Origin of the sequence: Streptomyces sp. NPDC091279 (assembly GCF_044757465.1) — a bacterium.
Taxonomy (GTDB): Bacteria; Actinomycetota; Actinomycetes; order Streptomycetales; family Streptomycetaceae; genus Streptomyces.
Genome location: NZ_JBIVVA010000008.1, coordinates 379,484 through 397,795, shown reverse-complemented (window position 1 = coordinate 397,795; position 18,312 = coordinate 379,484). Strand labels below are relative to the sequence as shown.

Annotated in this window: 16 protein-coding genes; 7 read left to right on the top strand and 9 right to left on the bottom strand. The window is 70.3% G+C overall.

What is annotated here, in order from left to right; all coding sequences use genetic code 11:
- Positions 1-254: 254 nt before the first annotated feature.
- From ACIQOU_RS22390 to ACIQOU_RS22370, 5 genes are all read right to left on the bottom strand, one after another.
- Entirely contained in the window at positions 255-1,244 is a 990-nt protein-coding gene (locus ACIQOU_RS22390) for a malate dehydrogenase (RefSeq protein WP_401538546.1), read from the bottom strand.
- Positions 1,245-1,588: 344 nt separating this feature from the next.
- Positions 1,589-3,310 (bottom strand): DUF2690 domain-containing protein, encoded by a 1,722-nt coding sequence (locus ACIQOU_RS22385; RefSeq protein ID WP_401538545.1) that lies wholly within the window; start codon positions 3,308-3,310, stop codon positions 1,589-1,591.
- A 130-nt stretch (positions 3,311-3,440) separates the two neighbouring features.
- Positions 3,441-3,908, bottom strand: a complete 468-nt coding sequence (locus ACIQOU_RS22380; protein ID WP_401538544.1) for a helix-turn-helix domain-containing protein — start codon at positions 3,906-3,908, stop codon at positions 3,441-3,443.
- Positions 3,909-4,315: 407 nt separating this feature from the next.
- Positions 4,316-4,975, bottom strand: a complete 660-nt coding sequence (locus ACIQOU_RS22375) for a DUF3017 domain-containing protein (protein WP_401538543.1) — start codon at positions 4,973-4,975, stop codon at positions 4,316-4,318.
- On the bottom strand, positions 4,965-5,819 hold the full coding sequence (locus tag ACIQOU_RS22370) for a bifunctional methylenetetrahydrofolate dehydrogenase/methenyltetrahydrofolate cyclohydrolase (protein ID WP_401538542.1): 855 nt from the start codon (positions 5,817-5,819) through the stop codon (positions 4,965-4,967). The genes ACIQOU_RS22375 and ACIQOU_RS22370 overlap by 11 nt, the downstream gene beginning before the upstream one ends.
- Before the next feature lie 251 nt (positions 5,820-6,070).
- On the opposite strand from ACIQOU_RS22370, the gene ACIQOU_RS22365 reads away from it, so the two are divergent.
- Positions 6,071-6,799, top strand: a complete 729-nt coding sequence (locus ACIQOU_RS22365) for an RDD family protein (RefSeq protein ID WP_401538541.1) — start codon at positions 6,071-6,073, stop codon at positions 6,797-6,799.
- Positions 6,800-7,837: 1,038 nt separating this feature from the next.
- Here ACIQOU_RS22365 and ACIQOU_RS22360 read toward each other — a convergent pair.
- Positions 7,838-9,511 (bottom strand): hypothetical protein, encoded by a 1,674-nt coding sequence (locus tag ACIQOU_RS22360; RefSeq protein WP_401538540.1) that lies wholly within the window; start codon positions 9,509-9,511, stop codon positions 7,838-7,840.
- Positions 9,512-10,765: 1,254 nt separating this feature from the next.
- Here ACIQOU_RS22360 and ACIQOU_RS22355 point away from each other — a divergent pair.
- From ACIQOU_RS22355 to ACIQOU_RS22340, 4 genes are all read left to right on the top strand, one after another.
- Positions 10,766-11,311, top strand: coding sequence for a hypothetical protein (locus tag ACIQOU_RS22355; protein WP_401538539.1), 546 nt, complete (start codon positions 10,766-10,768; stop codon positions 11,309-11,311).
- A 147-nt stretch (positions 11,312-11,458) separates the two neighbouring features.
- Complete coding sequence (locus ACIQOU_RS22350) at positions 11,459-13,864, top strand: glycoside hydrolase domain-containing protein (RefSeq protein ID WP_401538538.1); 2,406 nt, start codon at positions 11,459-11,461, stop codon at positions 13,862-13,864.
- An 11-nt stretch (positions 13,865-13,875) separates the two neighbouring features.
- Positions 13,876-14,334, top strand: a complete 459-nt coding sequence (locus ACIQOU_RS22345) for a hypothetical protein (protein WP_401538537.1) — start codon at positions 13,876-13,878, stop codon at positions 14,332-14,334.
- Positions 14,324-14,968, top strand: coding sequence for a hypothetical protein (locus ACIQOU_RS22340; RefSeq protein ID WP_401538536.1), 645 nt, complete (start codon positions 14,324-14,326; stop codon positions 14,966-14,968). Before ACIQOU_RS22345 ends, ACIQOU_RS22340 begins: the two co-directional genes overlap by 11 nt.
- A 55-nt stretch (positions 14,969-15,023) precedes the next feature.
- Here ACIQOU_RS22340 and ACIQOU_RS22335 read toward each other — a convergent pair whose 3' ends face one another.
- Positions 15,024-15,875, bottom strand: a complete 852-nt coding sequence (locus ACIQOU_RS22335; RefSeq protein ID WP_401538535.1) for an ergot alkaloid biosynthesis protein — start codon at positions 15,873-15,875, stop codon at positions 15,024-15,026.
- A gap of 168 nt (positions 15,876-16,043) precedes the next feature.
- Between ACIQOU_RS22335 and ACIQOU_RS22330 the strand changes: the two genes are divergently transcribed.
- Together ACIQOU_RS22330 and ACIQOU_RS22325 are read left to right on the top strand one after the other, a co-directional pair.
- Positions 16,044-16,358 carry an ArsR/SmtB family transcription factor gene (locus tag ACIQOU_RS22330; RefSeq protein ID WP_401538534.1) on the top strand — a complete coding sequence of 105 codons (315 nt, stop codon included), beginning with the start codon at positions 16,044-16,046 and terminating at the stop codon, positions 16,356-16,358.
- Between the two features lie 149 nt (positions 16,359-16,507).
- Positions 16,508-17,080, top strand: a complete 573-nt coding sequence (locus ACIQOU_RS22325) for a hypothetical protein (RefSeq protein ID WP_401538533.1) — start codon at positions 16,508-16,510, stop codon at positions 17,078-17,080.
- Here the strand turns inward: ACIQOU_RS22325 and ACIQOU_RS22320 are convergent.
- Both ACIQOU_RS22320 and ACIQOU_RS22315 read right to left on the bottom strand, forming a co-directional pair.
- Positions 17,077-17,706, bottom strand: a complete 630-nt coding sequence (locus ACIQOU_RS22320) for a hypothetical protein (protein WP_401538532.1) — start codon at positions 17,704-17,706, stop codon at positions 17,077-17,079. The two genes, ACIQOU_RS22325 and ACIQOU_RS22320, sit on opposite strands and share 4 nt — an antisense overlap.
- A gap of 34 nt (positions 17,707-17,740) precedes the next feature.
- Entirely contained in the window at positions 17,741-18,190 is a 450-nt protein-coding gene (locus tag ACIQOU_RS22315; protein WP_401538531.1) for a hypothetical protein, read from the bottom strand.
- Between the last annotated feature and the right edge of the window lie 122 nt (positions 18,191-18,312).

The window sequence follows — 18,312 nt, the reverse complement described above, 5'->3', positions numbered from 1 at the left end:
GATGCGTGGAAAGCCCTTTGTCAAGACGTGAGTTGACAAACCATCAGCATAGGGGCGGGGGCGGTGGAGACGAAGGGGATATCCCGAACGGGTGAACTTCGCAGGGCAGTTGAGCGGTCACGGCGGCACCAGCGGTAACGGCGGCACCAAGTGGCCCGGTGGGTGGGCCCGGTGGCGGGCCCGGCAACGGGCACGGGCCCCGGCCCGGATCGCTCCGGGACGGGGCCCGTGGGGGCTGTCGTCGACCGCGTCGGTCAGATGAGGCCCAGGCCGCGCACGGCGTCGCGCTCCTCCGCCAGCTCCTGCACCGAGGCGTCGATGCGGGCGCGGGAGAACGCGTTGATGTCGAGACCCTGGACGATCTCGTAGGCGCCGTCCTTGGTGGTGACGGGGAAGGACGAGATGAGCCCCTCCGGCACGCCGTAGGAGCCGTCGGACGGGATGCCCATGGAGGTCCAGTCGCCGTCGGCGGTGCCGTTGACCCAGGTGTGGACGTGGTCGATGGCGGCGTTGGCGGCGGAGGCGGCCGAGGACGCGCCCCGCGCCTCGATGATCGCGGCACCGCGCTTGGCGACGGTCGGGATGAACTCGTCGGCCAGCCACTTCTCGTCACCGACGACCTCGGCGGCGTTCTTGCCCGCGACCGTGGCGTGGAAGATGTCCGGGTACTGGGTGGCCGAGTGGTTGCCCCAGATCGTCAGCCGCTTGATGTCGGCGACGGTGACGCCCGTCTTCTTCGCGAGCTGGGTCAGCGCGCGGTTGTGGTCGAGGCGGGTCATCGCGGTGAACCGCTCGGCCGGTACGTCCGGGGCGGCGGCCTGCGCGATGAGCGCGTTGGTGTTGGCCGGGTTGCCCACGACGAGGACCTTGATGTCGTCGGCCGCGTGGTCGTTGATGGCCTTGCCCTGGGGCTTGAAGATGCCGCCGTTGGCCTCCAGGAGGTCACCGCGCTCCATGCCCTTGGTGCGCGGGCGGGCGCCGACGAGGAGGGCGACGTTGGCGCCGTCGAACGCGACGTTCGGGTCGTCGCTGATCTCGATGCCCTGGAGCAGCGGGAACGCACTGTCGTCCAGTTCCATCGCCGTGCCCTCGGCGGCCTTGAGCGCCGGGGTGATCTCCAACAGGCGCAGCTTGACCGGCACGTCCGCGCCGAGCAGCTGGCCGGAGGCGATGCGGAAGAGGAGGGCGTAACCGATCTGGCCGGCAGCGCCGGTGACGGTGACGTTCACGGGAGTGCGGGTCATGGCGTTCTCCGTTAGGACAGCTGGCGGGGTTCGTCCGGTGGGACGTACAGATGATCGATCTCTTGGTATCAAGAGAGATTGCGTCGGCCAGGCTATCGCGCATCCCGCACCCCCCGGTTGTCCGGGTCCGTGTGGCCCCGCCCACAGGCCACCCCGGGCCGCAACGAGGCCCACGGGAGAGGGCGGGCCGCCCGGTCGGGAGAGGTGGGACGGGCGGCCCGCTCGCCGGGGACCGGTTCACCGGTGCTCCCGTGGGGGTACCGTCCGGATGCCCGGGCGGGCCGCGTCCATGCAGGGGCCGACGGAAGTTTTTTCGCGACGGCGGCCCGACCGCGTGGGCCGCCTTACGGGGTGCAGCCCCGCTGTCCGGCCGCCAGGGTGGCGCACGCGACGGCCTCGCCCGCGTCCTTCACGTGCACCATCGGCGTGTAGGCGATCGTGTCACCGCTCACGCTGAGCGCGTCCGACTCCTTCGTCTTCCCGGCCGTGACCTCCACCTTGTCCCCGGGCGACCCCTGCGTGATGCGCCCCCACGCGGCCTCGCAGACGCTGCTGTAGCGGACCTCGACGGTGACCGGGCCGACGACGGCCGACTTCGCGGTCGTCACGGTCGTCGCGTCGGCGGTGCAGCCCATCGTCTCCGCGTCCTTGCCGGTGCAGTCGGCCCCGGCGCACTTCACCCCGGCCGGCAGGTCGGTGCGCACGCTGGGCGACGGCGAGGCGGCCGCGTCGGCCGTCCCGTCCTGGCCGCCGTCGGTCAGATAGAACACGCCCGCGATGACGACGAGCACCCCGACGAGCCCGGCGAGGAACATCGTCGCCCGCCGCTTCCCGGCCCCACCGCCGGGACCGACGACCGGCGGCGGCGCCTGCACCCCGGCCCCGCCGTACGACGGCGCCGGGGGCCAGGGCGTCTGCGTCCCACTGCCCGGCGTCCGGGGTGCGGGGGTGCCCGGCCCCCGGGGTGCGGTGGCGTTCGCCGCTCGGGGTGCGGTGGCGTTCGGCGTCGGCGGCCACGCGGGCCCCGCGCCCGAAACGCCGCCCCCCGTAGTCCCGTTCACCCCGGTGCCGGTGCCCGCGCCGGTGCGCAGTCCCCTGCCCGAGGTGGGCGACGGGCCCTTGTACCCGGCCAGACCCCAGGAGTTGGGGGCACTGTCGGTGACGGCCGGCTTCGACTCCGGTTCGGCGTCGGCCGGTTGGGGAGCGCCCGAGGGACCCGAGGGGCCCGACGCCGCCGAGGGCCACGAGGGGCGCGCCGGGCGGGCAGGGTCCTTGGCGTCCGTCGCGTCCGTCGCAGGGAGAACGGTGGTCTCGGCGGCGGCCGTCGCAGGCAGAACGGTGGTCTCCGCAGCGCCGGTTGACGGGAGCACCGTCGTCTCGGCAGCGCCGGTCGCCGGGAGGACCGTCGTCTCGGCAGCGCCGGTCGCCGGGAGAACGGCCGTCTCGGCGGCGGCCGTCGCAGGGAGAACGGTGGTCTCCGCAGCGCCGGTTGCCGGGAGGACCGTCGTCGCCGCCGCGTCGGTCGTGGCCGGTGCCGGGGGCTTGGGGGCCTTGGGCGCCGCGTCCGTCGGGGGGAGCACGGTCGTCTCGGCCGCGTCGGGCTGAGCGGGGACCCGGGGGAAGACACCGGCCGGTCCCGCGACCCCGGCCCTGAGCGCCGTTCCGCTGCCGCCCTTGCGGGGCTTGTCGTTCCTGGCGTCGGCGGCGGACGGTGTGCCGACCTCCCCGAACTCCCCGAGCGCGGCCCGCGCCTGGGAGATCCGGCTGGCCTCCATCGTCAGGTCGTGGCGCATCTCCGAACGGCTCCACGCCCGTTCGGCCAGCTCCCACATCGTCGCCAGATGGACCGGGTTGGTGCCGGTGGCCTCGGCCAACGCCACGATCGCGCCCTTGGGTGCCAGCAGCCGCCCGTCGAGATACCGCTCCCAGGACGTCTTGCTGTAGCCCGTGCGGTCGGCCACCGCCGCGATGCTCAGCCCGCCCTGGTCCACGAGCCGACGCAACTGGCTCGCGAACTCCTTTACCTGCGGATCGAGTTCGTCCGGCAAGGCCTTCCAACGAGGCATAGCCTCCCCCCTCCTCTTCCCCCCGGTCGGTGCTGTCGGTTCCCGTGCGTGACCTCGTGCCGTGTGCCGTCGCGGCGCGTCGACGAGGTGCACCCGAGAAGGATCTCAGCTCCCCGGACGGCGACGCACGTCACGCGTGGACGGCGACGCCGACGACCGCCAGCACCAGCAGGGCGCCCAGCAGCGCGACGGCGTAGCGCAACAGCGGGCGGCCCGGGGCGACTTCGGGGTCGGCGTGGTCGGGCGGGGTGTCCCACCACGGGAGCGTGGGATCGTCCTCGTAGCCGGTGCCGTCGGCCGGTTTCGCGGGCAGGTTCGCCGGGCGGGGCCAGGCCTGGACGGCCAACTCCCAGCGGACGCCGAGGCGTTCGGCGTCCGGGCGGGTCAACCCGGCGATCCGGCACAGGGCGTTGACGGCCTGCCGGGGCGGGGGCTGGGTGGCGTTGAGGTAGCGGTGCCAGGAGGACTTGCTGTACGCCGTCCTGGCGCCGAGCGCGACGAGGCTGAGCCCCGTCCGGTCCTTCACGATCCGCAGCTGCTCCACGAAGTTCCGTACCTCCGGGGGCAACGTGTCCGGCAGCGGCTGCCAGACCCCCATCGCTCACCTCCACGGTCTCTTCGCGCTCTGCTGACTCTTCGGGCTCTGCTGGCTCTTCGGGCTCTGCTGACTCTGCTGGCTCTGCTGACTCTTCGGGCGTGGACTCTTCGTGCGTCCGGCCATGCCGACCGGTCACGCGGCCCGGTCACGCCGACCGGTCACGCCGACCGGTCGTGTGGTCCGGTCGGTGCGAGTGACGAACGGCGGGTGTCGGATGGTTCCCGAAAACGGACCTGGCCGGAATCGACCATGCCTCCCCTACCGTGCCGGAACGGTCACGGCCGCGCCACAGCGTGCCGACAGCCGTTGAGCTGCACGTCCATCATGGCCGAGAGTCGCTGCGGGGCGGCGGCCCGATCCGTTCTCGGGGGAGGGGTCGGGCCGCCGTCTCGCGGGGTCGGCCCCGGTCACCCACCGCTGCCGACGGTGAAGTGCAGGGTGTCCTTGAGGAACGGGATCTGGACCCACGGGTCCGGCTGGGCCATCAGCGCGAGCAGCACGATCGCCCCGCCCAGCGCGCCGTAGGTGCAGATGTCCGTGAACCGGGAACGGACGGCGAGCATGCCGACGCCCGGCAGCACCCAGCGCAGCACCCCGCCGGCCAGCAGGGCGACGCCGATCAGCAGGATGCCGACGCGGAACACGTCGAGCGCGGTCAGCAGCAGGCCGAGCGCGGTCACGCCGAGCACGGCGAGAATCGGCCACTGCCGGGCGGGTGCGGGGGCGTCACCCGGAGCGGCCCGGCCGCCGCCCTCGGGCCGTGCGGTGTCCCGGGTGAACCGCGGGAACCGCCCGGTACGCCGCCGGGGCGCGCCGGACGCTTCCGCCTCGCCCCCGGCCGACTCCCGCACGGCCCCGTTGACCTTGCCGGTCCCGGTCCCGTCGGCTTTGGCGGTCCCGGTCCCGTTGACCGAAGCGGTCCCGGTCCCATGGGCCGCAGCGGTCCCGTCGGCCGCCGGGTCGTCGCCGGTCGCCTCACGCGCCGTCGCCGCCGCCGGTTCCTCGGGGGCCGGGGGAACGGCCGGGGCGACGCCGTTGTGCCCGGGGTCGCGGGGCTCAGCCGACACTGCGCTCCGCCGCCTCGACCACGTTGACGAGCAGCTGGGCGCGGGTCATCGGGCCGACGCCGCCGGGGTTCGGGGAGATCCAGCCGGCCACCTCGGCGACCCCGGGGTGGACGTCGCCCACGATCTTGCCCTCGGCGCTGCGGGAGACGCCGACGTCGAGAACGGCGGCGCCCGGCTTGACGTCCTCGGGCCGGATCAGGTGCGCGGAACCGGCGGCGGCCACGATGATGTCCGCGCCCTTGAGGTGGGCGGCGAGGTCCCGGGTGCCGGTGTGGCACTGGGTGACGGTGGCGTTCTCGCTGCGCCGGGTGAGCAGCAGCGGCATGGGGCGCCCGATGGTGACACCGCGGCCGACGACGACGACCTCGGCGCCGTTGATCTCGACGCCGTGCGCGCGCAGCAGGGTCAGCACGCCGTTGGGGGTGCAGGGCAGCGGGGCCGGTTCGTTCAGCACGAGGCGGCCGAGGTTCATCGGGTGCAGGCCGTCCGCGTCCTTGTCCGGGTCCATCAGCTCCAGGATGCGGTTCTCGTCGATGCCCTTGGGCAGCGGGAGCTGGACGATGTAGCCGGTGCAGGTCGGGTCGTCGTTCAGCTCGCGGACGGCGGCCTCGATCTCCTCCTGGGTGGCGGTGGCGGGCAGTTCACGCTGGAGGGAGGCGATGCCGACCTGGGCGCAGTCGCGGTGCTTGCCGGCGACGTACTTCTGGCTGCCGGGGTCGTCACCGACCAGGATCGTGCCGAGGCCGGGCGTGACGCCCTTCTCCTTCAGGGCCGCCACGCGGACGGTCAGATCGGACTTGATCGCGGCTGCGGTGGCCTTGCCATCGAGAATCTGGGCGGTCATGGGGTCCATCCTCGCGGATGACCGCCTCCGGGTTCCAATCCGGGGCCCCGGCACGGACAGCGGGTATCCGGCCAAGATCGCCTTGGTTGCACTTGCACAACGCTGCCGAATCCGGCTGGACAAGGCCTTTGTCACCTAAGACGATGAACGGCGCAGCATCGCGGTCCGTGTTGGGGGGCAAACCGCTCGTTTGATGACGTTCCTCCGCGCGCCCTGCGACGTCCCCGCAGTACAACGGAGGAATTCCAGCCATGAGTTTCGGCTCGCCCCAGAACCCCTATGAGCCCGGCCAGCCTCAGCAGCCCGGCTACGGCCAGCAGCCGCCGCAGCAGCCGGGGTACGGCCAACAGCCTCCGCAGCAGCAGGGCTACGGTCAGCCCCAGCAGCAGCCCTACGGCTACCCGCAGGCCCCGCAGGGCGTGCCGCCGCAGCAGGGCTACGGCTATCCCCAGCAGCCCGGTTACCCGCAGCAGCCGGGGCACCCCGGTGGCGGCCCCCAGGTCGGCTCGATGGGCCGGCGCCTCGGCGCCCGCGTGATCGACGGCCTGATCCTCGGCATCATCTACGTCTTCTTCAGCGTCGTGGGGGTGGCCGGTTCGGCCACCTCCGCCTCGGACTGCGACCCGTCCGCGGTCGACTACCAGACCTGCCTGACCAACGCCAGCTCGGACGTCGCCGCCCGGCTCGGCGCGGTGCTCGGCGTGCTGGGCATCGCCAGCCTCCTCTACGAGTGGCTGATGACCGGCCTGGTGGGCGCGACCGTCGGCAAGCTCGCCCTGGGCCTGCGCGTGGTGAAGGCCGACACCGGCCAGAAGCCCGGCCTGGGCTCGGCGTTCGTCCGCTGGATCATCCCGATGGTGGGCAGCATCGCCTGCGGTATCGGCCAGCTGCTCGTCTATCTGTCCCCGTTCTGGGACAAGTCGGGTCGTCAGCAGGGCTGGCACGACAAGGCGGCGAGCACGATGGTCATCCAGAACTGACCTCCCGCTCTTCGCCCCGGCGCACACCAAGGGCCGTGCCCCCTCCCAAGGGCGGCACGGCCTTCGCGCGTCGGCTGGCCGCCGACGGTGGCTGACCGGCCGACGGTGACTGGCCGGCCGACGGTGACTGGCCGCCGACGGTTGCGGGCCGCCGACGGTTGTGGGGCAACGGCTGGGGGCCAACGGGCGTGGGCCAACGGCTGTGGGCCGAGGGGCGTGGGGCAACGACTGTGGGTCGAGGGCCCGGGTCAACGGGCGTAGGCCAACAGGCGTGGGGTATCGGCCCCGAGTCAACAGGCGTAGGCAAACGGCGGTAGGCCAACGGGCGCGGGCAAACGGCTGTAGGTCAACGGGCGTGGGCCAACAGGCGTGGGCCAACGACCGTGGGCGACACGGGCGGGCCAACGGGCGTGGGCCAACGAGCGTGGGCAACAGCCGTGGGCAAACAGCTGTAGGCCAACACGCGCGGGTCAACCGGCGTTGGCCATCGGCTGCGGGCCAACGGACGTAGGCAAACGGCGGTAGGCCCACAGGCGCAGGCCAACGGCTGTAGGCCAACTGGCGTAGGCCAACAGCTACGCGCCAACGGGCGTGGGTCAACAGGCGTGGGCCAACGACCGTGGGCGACACGGGCGGGCCAACGGGCGTGGGCCAACGAGCGTGGGCAACAGCCGTGGGCCAACACGCGCGGGTCAACGACCCGTGGGTCAAAGGCGTTGGCCATCGGCCGCGAGCCAACGCTCGTAGGCAAACGGCGGTAGGCCCACAGGCGCAGGCCAACGGCTGTAGGCCAACTGGCGTAGGCCGACAGGCGTGGGCCAACGACCGTAGGCGGCACGGGCGGGCCAACGGGCGTAGGCCAACGGCTGTAGGCATGCGGCTGTAGGCCAACAGGCCTGGGCCAACACGCGTAGGCCAACATCCGTTGGCCAGCGGCCCCACGTCAACAGCCGTTGGCCCGCAGTCTGCGCGCGACAGTGGCCCGTGGCCGAAGGCCGACCGCCGACCGCCGACCGCCGACCGCCGGTCACCGTGCCCTCAGCTGTCGGAGCGGAACGCCCCGTGGACCCGCAAGTTGCCCTGGACGGCGATCTGGCCGTCGTTGGTGTGCATGATCCAGCCGACGCCTTCGTTGCGGACCGACAGGTGCTGGTTGGCGTTGACCTTGCCGTGGAAGACCGACTGCCCGTGGACGATCAGCGACCCGTTCTCGTGGTCGGTGGTCAACTTGCCCCTGGCCGTCAGGTCGGCGGCGACGACCGCCCCGGCGACCTCCAGGTTCCGCATCGGCCTCAAGTCCCCGTTGACGGTGAGGTCGCCGCCGACGACGACGTTCCCGGCGACGTCCAAGTCGCCCTGGAGGGCGAGGCGTTCCTTCACCTGGGCCTGCCCGGTGGCGAGGCTGTTGAGGTCGGCCTTGTCGGCGGCGAGGGTGCCCCACTGGCGGTCACCGGCGCCCTGGAACACGTTCATCCCAGAGGCCGGGAACTCCACCCACCCCGCATCGCCGCCCCGGCCCCGCACCCACTTGGTGTGGACGCCGTTCAGATCCGCCTCGTCAGCGGCGACAGTGCCCCACTGGCGGTCGCCGGTGCCCTGGAAGACGTTCATTCCGGAGGCGGGGAACTCGATCCATCCGGCGTCGCCGCCCACGCCGCGCACCCACGTGGTGTGGACGCCGTTCAGATCCGCGCGGTCGGCGGTGACGGTGCCCAACCGGCGGTCGCCGGGCCCCTGGAAGACGTTCACGCCGGTCGCCGGGAACTCGACCCACCCCGCGTCGCTGCTCCGGCCGCGTATCCAGGTGGTGCGGACGCCGTCGACCTCGGCCTCTGCGGCCGCGACGACGCCCGGCGCTCCGGAGGCGTCGCGGATCTCGGCTCCGCGCGCGGACAGGACGACGCGCCCCCGGTCCGTGGTGCCCTCGACCCACGGGGTGTAGAGCCCGTCGGTGGCGGTGACGCTCTCGAACTCGGGGCGGCGCAGCGCGACGGAGGTGGTGAGGAAGTACCCGGGCTGGCGGCCGCCGTTGCTGGTGGCTATCAGGGTGTAGGTCGCGTCCCGCTGCGGCGCGCCGTCGGGGCTCGGCGACCACTCCCAGCCGGGTCCCGTGCCGGGCGCGACGAGTTCCCTGGTGCCGTCCGGGTGCTGGATCTCGTAGGTCAGGGTGGCGGGTCCGTCCCAGCGCAGGACGACGTTCGCGCCGGTGTCCACCAGGGCCGGGTCGGGGCGGAAGTTGCGCGGGACCTTGGGCGCCTGCTTGAGGAGGCTCAGGGTGAGGGGGTGGTCCCGCATGTCCTCGTCCCGGCCCGAGGTCTCCTCGACCGACAGCAGGACGAGGCCCTCCTTGTCGGAGACGGGGAAGTTGTCGAGGACGACGACCATGGAGTCGCCCGCGCTGAAACGTCCGCCGAGCGGGGCGGAGAGGGTGAGGACACCGGCCATCTCGTCCCAACGGGACCTGGGCGTGTCCCCGTACTTCAGGTCGTAGTCCTTCTCCACCCGCGCGTCGATGTCCCGCGGATCGAGGGTCAGGTCACCGGCCTCGTTGCCCCAGGGCACCCGTACCTCGATGGAGTACCAGGGCACCAGAGTGGTGGTCGGGTTGGAGATGACGAGGTAGACCGTGCCCACGGACTGTTCGTCCGGTCCCGCCCCGGACACCTGGAGCGGCGCCGGGTCGGTGAGGATCTCGTAGCTCAGCGAAGCCATCGTTGGAACCCCCTATGTCCACTACGGGCGTCGGCCCCCACGGGCCCGGCCCGGTCCCCCAGCGTCGTCCGCCGCCCACCCCAAGAACCCCCAATCCGCCCTCACCGGCGCGAATTAGCCCGGTACTGTCCGAAACGGGAAGGCGACGGGCGTTTCCGCACGGAGGAGGGCAACCCTCCGGTACACGGCAGCCACCGTGCAGCACACGGAACGGGACCACTCACCCGGAGACCGTGATGCGGAACAGGACCACTCACCCCGAGACCCTGACCGTCAGCGAGGTCGCGCCGGTCGGGTCGGCGAGGGACGACAACGCCGAAGCGCGTGCCGGGCGCCGCGTCTGCGGCATGAGCGGCCGCCGGGCAGGCCGGACAGGGGGGCCTAGGACGCCAGCAGCGGGGCGGTCCTCCAGCAGTAGGGGTCTTTCGAAGGCTGCGTGTGGCGGGCGTCGGGCCGGGGGTCCGAGGTCTGGGCGACCCGCACGATCCCGACGACTTCGTCGGCGTCGATGACGATCTCGTCCTGGATCAGGGGGACTTCGTAGACGTTCAGGTCCGGAGCACACGCGTCCTTCCTGCCGACGGCGACGTATCAGAACCGCCGGCGTCATGAAGGCGCGCAAGCGCATGGTGCGGTGTCCTACCGTGGGGCGTGATGCCGGGTGCGCGGAGTCCGCCGCCGGTGGACGGAGCTGACGTAAGCATGCCGAACCGGCGCCCGTCGAGCGCGGGCGCGTGACATGACGTCAGCCCCGAGAGCATCCCCGTGATCCCCGTTCCCCGTTGGCGGTCGGCAACAGCACATGCCCTCCGCGCAGACCGCACTGTACGGGGCTTGTCGCGCCACCGGGAGTACCGGCCATGAGACGGCGCGACGGCGGCAACTCCGCCCAGCGGTCGGTCTGCTTCTCGTTTCCTGGCTGCCACAGCGAGGCGCATTTCCGCCATGGCCGGTACTGTCATTCCGGCTCCGCTTCTCCAACAAATACATGTGGCATCTACGCAAGAGATGATTCCGTTTGCGCGCTGACGCACATCGCTTTTCCGCCATGCGCACTCCTATACTCTTGCGGCTGCTGCTGACTGTGTGGCTAGAGTGACCGCCTGCTCCCGGTCCAGTTGGGGAACTGTCTACCCGTCTCGTCCGGGCAGGACGGGAGTGGGCCATTGAGCGTTCAGCACAACGGGGGCTACACAGGCACGTGATTGTCACGGGCCGGGTCCCCTTGTGCCTTCACAACGGGGGATCACCAGCATGCGCAAATGGGTATCTGTCCTTTCCCTGTCCACGGCTTTGATCTCTTCGGTCGTGGCAGCTCCACAAGCCTTGGCGCACAACGCGAAGACGGTTCCTGAGAAGGTCACCGGAACTCAAGTGGAGTTCTCGCCGAGCGGGGCGAGCGATCCGCAGACACGTGCCCTCGCGGCGGCCGATCCCGCAGCGGTACAGGCCACCGCCCTGCTGTGCGGAAGCGGATACAAGCTGGCGTATGCGGAAGTCCTTCCGGATTCCCGTCGGTTCGGAACCCTGTTCACCTACACCAAGTACGTGACGGGCGGGACGGACGGGGCATGTGCCGTCTTCGACAACAACATCGGGGTCAAGAAGCACATGAAGCTGAAACTGTGCTGGACCACGTGCCAGGTCGACGAAGGCTCCTTCTCGGAATATGCGGGTCCGGTCAAGTACGAGAGCAGCGCCAGCTCCTTCCAGCCCGCCTGCGCCGTGGTGAACGCGCTGATGTGGGAGGGCGACGTGGCCATCATCGATCGCCAGACGCACGTCGCCACCTGCGACTGACCCCACGTCACCGATTCCGCGTCCGTGTCCCCGGGGGGCGCCCCCGGTAGAGCCAGTTCGGCGTTGAAGGTCGGACTGCCCCGCCTGAGAACAGCCGGGGCAGTCCACCTCCCGTTCTCATCCGTCAAGCAGTTCAGGAGCTCCGGCATGGCCGACGCGAAAGTCCTCGAAGCACAGAAGTGGGTCAATGCGACCTATGCCGCTGTGCCCGGTTACCAGACGTGTCCGGAAGACGGCAACACCGGCTGGTCCACCATGTACGCCCTCACCATGGGGCTACAGAAGGAACTCGGCATCAGCCCCGTGGTCGCGAATTTTGGTGACGGCACCGTCACCAAACTCGCCGCGCTCGGCGAGCTGGGCAGCGGCTGGGCGCAGAACACCAACATCATCAAGATCATCCGACATGGCCTGTTCTGCAAGGGCTACACCGGGGGTTACTCCGATACCGGCTATTACGATCCGGACATCGCCCTGGCCGTCAAGCACATGCAGGACGACATGGGCCTCTCCCAGAGCGGCACGCTCCAGGCGAAGGTGTTCAAAGCCCTCCTGAACATGGACGCCTATGTGGTCACGGCCGGCGGCTCGGACGAGGTCCGCTCCATCCAGCAGTGGATCAACGGGCGTTACTGGACGAAGAAGACGGTCGACATAGGCCCCGCCGACGGGCACTACTCCCGTAACGTCCAGCAGAACCTGATGAAGGCCATCCAGCTGGAGATCGGAATCGCCGAAGCGGACGCCACCGGCAACTTCGGCGCCGGAACGCAGGCCGGCATCAAATCCAAGGCCATCGTCTCCCAGGGATCTTCCGGGATCTTCGTCCAGTTGTTCACCGCCGCGTGCGTCTTCAACCAGCCGATCGTCACCGTCAATGCGGACGGTGACCTTTTCGAGACGAACACGGTCCTCAAGAGCACGTTCGACAGTAATCTGACCACGTTCGTCAGCGTCTTTCAGCGGTTCTCGGAGCTTTCCGTCACCGGCAAGGGCGACTACGCGACATGGGCTCAGCTTCTGGTGTCGATGGGGGACCCGGACCGACCGGTCAACGCCTCCGACACCGCTTACACCATCACCCCGTCCCGGGCGAAGAGGATGTACAGCGACGGCTACCGGTACGTCGGCAGATACCTCAACGAGGCTTCCGCCGGCGGCGGCTCGAAAATGCTCGAAGAAGGCGAACTCGCCAATATCTTCGGGGGCGGCTTGAGCGTGTTCCCGATCTTCCAGGACAACGGCCGGTCCCTGTCGGAGTACAACTGGGGCAACGGGGTCGCGCACGCGCAGAAGGCCCACGACCAGGCCGAGCATTTCGGGTTCAACCGGGGCACGGTCATCTACTTCGCCGTCGACTACGACGCCACCGACGGTGACATGCCGCAGATCCTGGAGTACTTCCGGGGCGTCGCGTCGGGCCTCGGGAGCCGGGGGAAGCGGTATGTGCACGGCGTGTACGGGTCCCGGAACGTGTGCGCCCAGGTCACCAAGGAGACCTATGCGCGCTTTTCCTTCGTCTCGGGAATGTCCTGGGGATTCTCCGGCAACCTGGGTTATCCGCTGCCGTCGAACTGGTCGTTCAACCAGATCAAGGAATACCAGGTCACCGACGGAACGGATACGTTCTGGCTGGACCGTGACGCTCATCGCGTCGGCGCCGACCCCGGCCAGAACAGCGTCAACAAGCCGACGCAGCCGGCGGATTACTTCGTCAACTACATCGAGTCGCTGTACGAACTGGCCAAGACCTACGGCAAGGGCGACCCGAACCAACTCGTCATGGAGTACATCCGTAGCGCCACCTACGACGACTTCACCTGGCGGGGCATGATCGGGAAAGTGGACACCGGCTTCGTCTCGTATGCCAACGACCACAACATGACCATCTGGGACGAATTCAAGGACCCGTTCACCGGCCAATATCTCGGACCGGAGCACATGATGGCCACGGCGAACGGCCAGTACGTCAAGCCCAATCCCAAGGGAGACATCAGCCTCGGCGATGTCGCCGGCTGGGGTGGCGACCTGATGACCCTGTACGGCGAATGGCGGCGCGACCACGACTTCTACGCCTCCGGCGTGACCTACATCAACGACAAGATGGGCAAGATCGGCGTCAAGTCCACGTTCGGATTCACCGACCTCGTCGAGGACGCCGACGGCTATCTCATCGCCCAGGCCGTGCGCGGCGGCAAGACCATCGTCGAGGCCGTCCACGACCACTACCAGGGCAACGGCGGTCTGACCCGGTTCCGGGACTATGTGACACAGCGGTTCGGCGGCACCATCAGCGAGGCGGCCGCCCAGGCGAAGAAGATCCTGACCGACACCCCCGCCACCACGGACGGAGCGATCCTGACCAGTGGCCGCGCCTTCCTGATCCAGAAGTTCGGCGGGTCGGTCACGTTGATGCCGCACAATCTCCCCAGCGGCCAACTCGACGACTGGTGCAACGCGTTCGGCGACAACCTGGTGCAGCACGCCTCCACGGAGACCCTCCGGCGGGCCGAGTACCGGGCGAACCAGCAACGGTTCCTCGGCTCGAAGTAACGTCCGGGCGCATGGTGTCTCTCTTCACGTTCTTCGGCCCACCCGTGGTCACGCTCCTGCTCTTCGTCCTCGGGGTACTCCCGTACGCGTTGTGGGTGAAGCGGAGGAAGCCCTCGACGCCGGCTCGTTGGGCCGTGGTCGGTGCCGCGGTGGCGCTCGCCGCCTACGGGGCCGCGACCGTCTACGGGCTCGCCTTCACCAACCCCCTCGACACCTGCGCGGACCGGACCGGCGACGGCGTGTACATGGACACCCTGCGCGACTACCGCCTCACCTCGGTGGACGTGGACAGCTTCCCCCCGTCCATCACCTGCCACTGGGCCGGCGGCGACAGCACCGAAGCGGTGCCGTTCTGGGCCCCGCCCCTGCTGTACACGGGACTGGCCTGCTTCGTCGTCTGCTCAGCCCTGCTCCTCATCGATCGTCACCCGTTCAGAAGGGCTCCTCGTGACCACAAGCTTGACGCGTAGACAGGCGCTCGGCATCGGCATAGGAGCCGGCGCGGCACTCGCCCTGACATCCGCAGGACCCGCGCAGGCCGCAGCCGCTTCCGGCCAACACGCCTGGAAACAGCCCCGGTCCGCGAACGGCTGGCCCGTTCTTGACCACACCACGACGTACCGGGTGGAGGGCACCGGCGTCGAGGTCTCCTTGGCGCCGGGTGACGCGGCGACGGTACTGCTGCATGTGGCCCGCCGGTTCGCGTACGAGATCGACATGCTCAGGACCGGCGACCTCCACGGACACGCCACCGATCGGATGATCGGTGCCCCGTTCGAGTCGAACCATCTGTCGGGCACCGCCCTCGCCGTCCGTCCGCTGCACTACCCGCTCGGCGCCGACATCAAGGACACCGGCATGGGCGAGGCCGAACGGGTCGTCATCGCGGACATCCTGGCCGACTGCGAGGGCCTCGTCACCTGGGGCGGTGACCTGAAGCCGGTGAAGCAGTCCCACTTCCACATCGACGTCCAGCCCGGAGACGCCCGCTTGAAGCGTCTGGCCACCCGCATTCGAGGGTGGAACGACACCCCGGGTGAGGGCGCCGGGTCGATCGACGCCTTCGCCCCTGCCAGGCGTCGTACTGCCGCCCGCTTCCAGTAGTCACCTGTCATCAGGCCGTTGCCGAACACCCCGGCCGGTATCGGCGCCCCCGCGCTCACGCCCCCCGCGTCGTCCAGTGGGGTGCGTGGTCCCGGACGAACTGGGTGAAGGTGTGGGGTGGGTGGCCGGTCAGGTCGAGTACCGCGGTGCTGAGTTCGTTCTGCCGGCCGGTCCTGACGCTCGCGTCGGCGGCCGCGAGGATCGCGGCGAACCCGGCCGGGATGCCCGCGGCCCGCCGGTCGGCCGCCTGCTGGTCCACGCTCACGTGGGCCACCCTGACCTGCCGTCCGGTGCCGGCGGTGATGATCTCCGCCGCCTCCTGGTGGCTCAGCGATTGCGGGCCGGTGAGCAGATAGTCACGCCGATCACCCGGGACGGCGTCGAGATCGGCCAGCAGGGTCGCGGCGGCCGCGGCGATGTCCCGCGCGTCGATCCACCCCAGCCGACCGTCACCGGCGGCGGTACGGACCTCGCCGTCCCGCCGGATTCCCTCGCCCAGCGGGTGCGGGCTCAGGAAGTTCTGCATGAACCCGGACGGGCGCAGCACGACCCCGCCGGGCAGGGCACGGACCTGGTCGGCCAGTTCCAGCGCCGTGGGGGCGAGGGGGATGGCGGAGCCGAGGAGCACGACCTTGCGCACGCCGAGGCGCCGCGCCCGGGCCAGGAACGGCCCGACCGTCGGCATCGGGTCCAGGCTCCGCCCCGGCGGCACCACGAAGACCCGGTCCTGCCCGGCCAGAGCAGCGGGGTGGGTGGCCGGGTCGGCCCAGTCGAAGCGGACCGCGTCCGGGTCGTCGGCGGCCGGGGTGCGACTGCCCACCCGGACCGGCACGCCTCGGCCGCGCAGCAGCCTCACCAGCTCACCACCGGTGTTCCCGGTGCCGCCGGTCACCAGGACGCCGGTCATCGGACCGCCCCCTCGGACATACCCGGCACGAACGCGCCGACGGTGAGGGCGGTGACGCCAAGGACGGCACGCCGCGCCGCCGCCATGTCGTTTGATGCTTGTCGAATCATCATGGAACGAGACCGTAGGCTACGATTCGATGAGCGTCAAACGATGAGGAGGCGACGAATGCCGCGCACCCTGCCCGAGCCCACGGTCGACTCCTTCGATCTCACCGTCGTGCTCGGCGCGCTCACCGAACCCGGCAGGCGCGCGCTGATGACCGAGATGTACCGCAGCGCGGGGCCCGTCGACTGCGCGGCCGTGGCCGAGAAGGTGGCCCTCGGGCTGAGCAACCCGACGATCTCCCACCACTACCGCGTCCTGAGAGAAGCGGGCCTGATCAGAACCGTCGCGGAAGGCCGCAGACGGATCGTCACCGTGCGCCGCGAGGACATGCAGGCACGCTTCCCCGGCCTGCTCGACGCCGTACTCAGGAGCTAGCACCGCCGTACTCAGGAGCTGGCGCCCAGGGACCTAGGGACCTGTCCGGCCCGTACCGGCCATCATGGACGCACCCCTTACCGGCCACAGCCCACGCGGGCCGCCCCCTGCCGTACCCCCACACCATGCGCGAAGTAGCGTCCCGGTGCATGGTGTCCCTCTTCGCGTTCTTCGGTCCGCCCGTGGTCACGCTCCTGGCGTTCGTCCTCGGGGTGCTCCCGTACGCGTCGTGGGTGAAGCGGAGGAAGCCCTCGCGGTCGGCCCGCTGGGCCGTGGTCGGTGGCGCGGCGGCGCTCGCCGCCTACGGGGCCGGAACCGTCTACGGGCTCGCCTTCACCGACCCCCTCGGCACCTGCGCGAGCCCGACCGGCGACGGCGTGTACCTGGACACCCTGCGCGACTCCCGCCTCACCTCGGTGGACGTGGACAGCTTCCCCCCGTCCCTCACCTGCCACTGGGCCGACGGGCACGACACCGAAGCGGCGCCGTTCTGGGCCGCCCCCCTGCTGTACGCCGGGCTGGCCTGCGCCGTCGGCTGCTCGGCCCTGCTCCTCGCCGGGCGGCACAGATCCCGCAGGCGCGGCCCGGAACGGGACCACTCACCCCGAGACCCTGACCGTCAGCGAGGTCGCGCCGGTTGGGTCGGCGAGGGACGACAACGCCGAAGCGGGTGCCCGGCGCCGCGTCTGCGGCGTGAGCGGCCGCCGGGCAGGAGGGCCTAGGACGCCAGCAGCGGGGCGATCCTCCAGCAGTAGGGGTCTTTCGAAGGCTGCGCGCGGTGGGCGTCGGGCAGGGCGCGGGCGGCGACCGTTCGCAGGGCTTCGGGGCTGCCGGAGTTCTCGACGTCCGAGGCGATGATTCCGGGCCAGTCGCCGGACGACCAGTAGAGCCGATGCCGTCCGGGCGCCAGCGGGAGGACCCCGACCAGAAGGACCCGGTCGTCCGCCGAGGGCGTCGCCTCCGGGGCCGAGGCGGCCGGTCTCCGGTCTCCTCGGATGTCGAGGAGGTCAAGGACCAGGGACGGCATCTGCGTCAGGTCGCCTTCGTCGTCGCGGTAGAAGGTCCGGTAGAAGGGGTCCGCGGTCTGGGCGACCCGCACGATCCCGACGACTTCGTCGGCGTCGATGACGATCTCGTCCTGGATCAGGGGGACTTCGTAGACGTTCAGGTCCGGCGCACACGCGTCCTTCCTGCCGACGGCTACACAGACGGCTTCGTCCCCGCCCTGCGGTGGGAGCACTCCCCGCATACAGGTGCTCCCGTGCACCGGAAGGGACCACTGACGCAGGACCAGGTGGACCACCTGGTTCTGGATGCGGGTGCTGTAGAGGGAGGAGGAAGGCGTCAACGTCGACTCCGATCGCCAGATCAGACGGATTCGGTCACACCCCGCACTTGACCTGGCGGACCTTGGTCACAGCCTTCTCCGGGGAGTCGGCGACGCCAATGATGTCAACGTCGATGACGCTGCGCCATTCACGTACCTGGCGGTTGGCGCACGTCTTGCGGGCGTTGGCCCGCCAGGTGCTGGGAGCCTTGTTGAGCTTCTTGCTCGGCTTGACGGTCTTCGCCCCCTTGGCGACCGTGTGCCACTTCGAGGTGCCCTTCTTCCTGGTCTGGAGCCAGATGGTCACCTTGGCCTTGGAACCGGGGCCCTTGACCTTGAACCACCATCCGTGCGCGGAGGCCGTCGCGGGCTTGGTCGACGACACGTGGACGTAGTCACCGTTGCTGGCATAGACACCGGCTTCGGCACGAGGAGCCCGCTCGGCCGCGCTCGCGGGCACCGCGGCACCCATGAGCAGAGCCGCGCACAACGTTGCGGTAGCCATCTTCTTCACGTGGATTCCCCCGTTGACGTGTGGTTCCGACGATATGAACCACCCTACGTAAGCGCACAGTTCGGACGACAGTGCACCTTTGGACACTGCCTCGCACGGCAGCACCGGCGGCC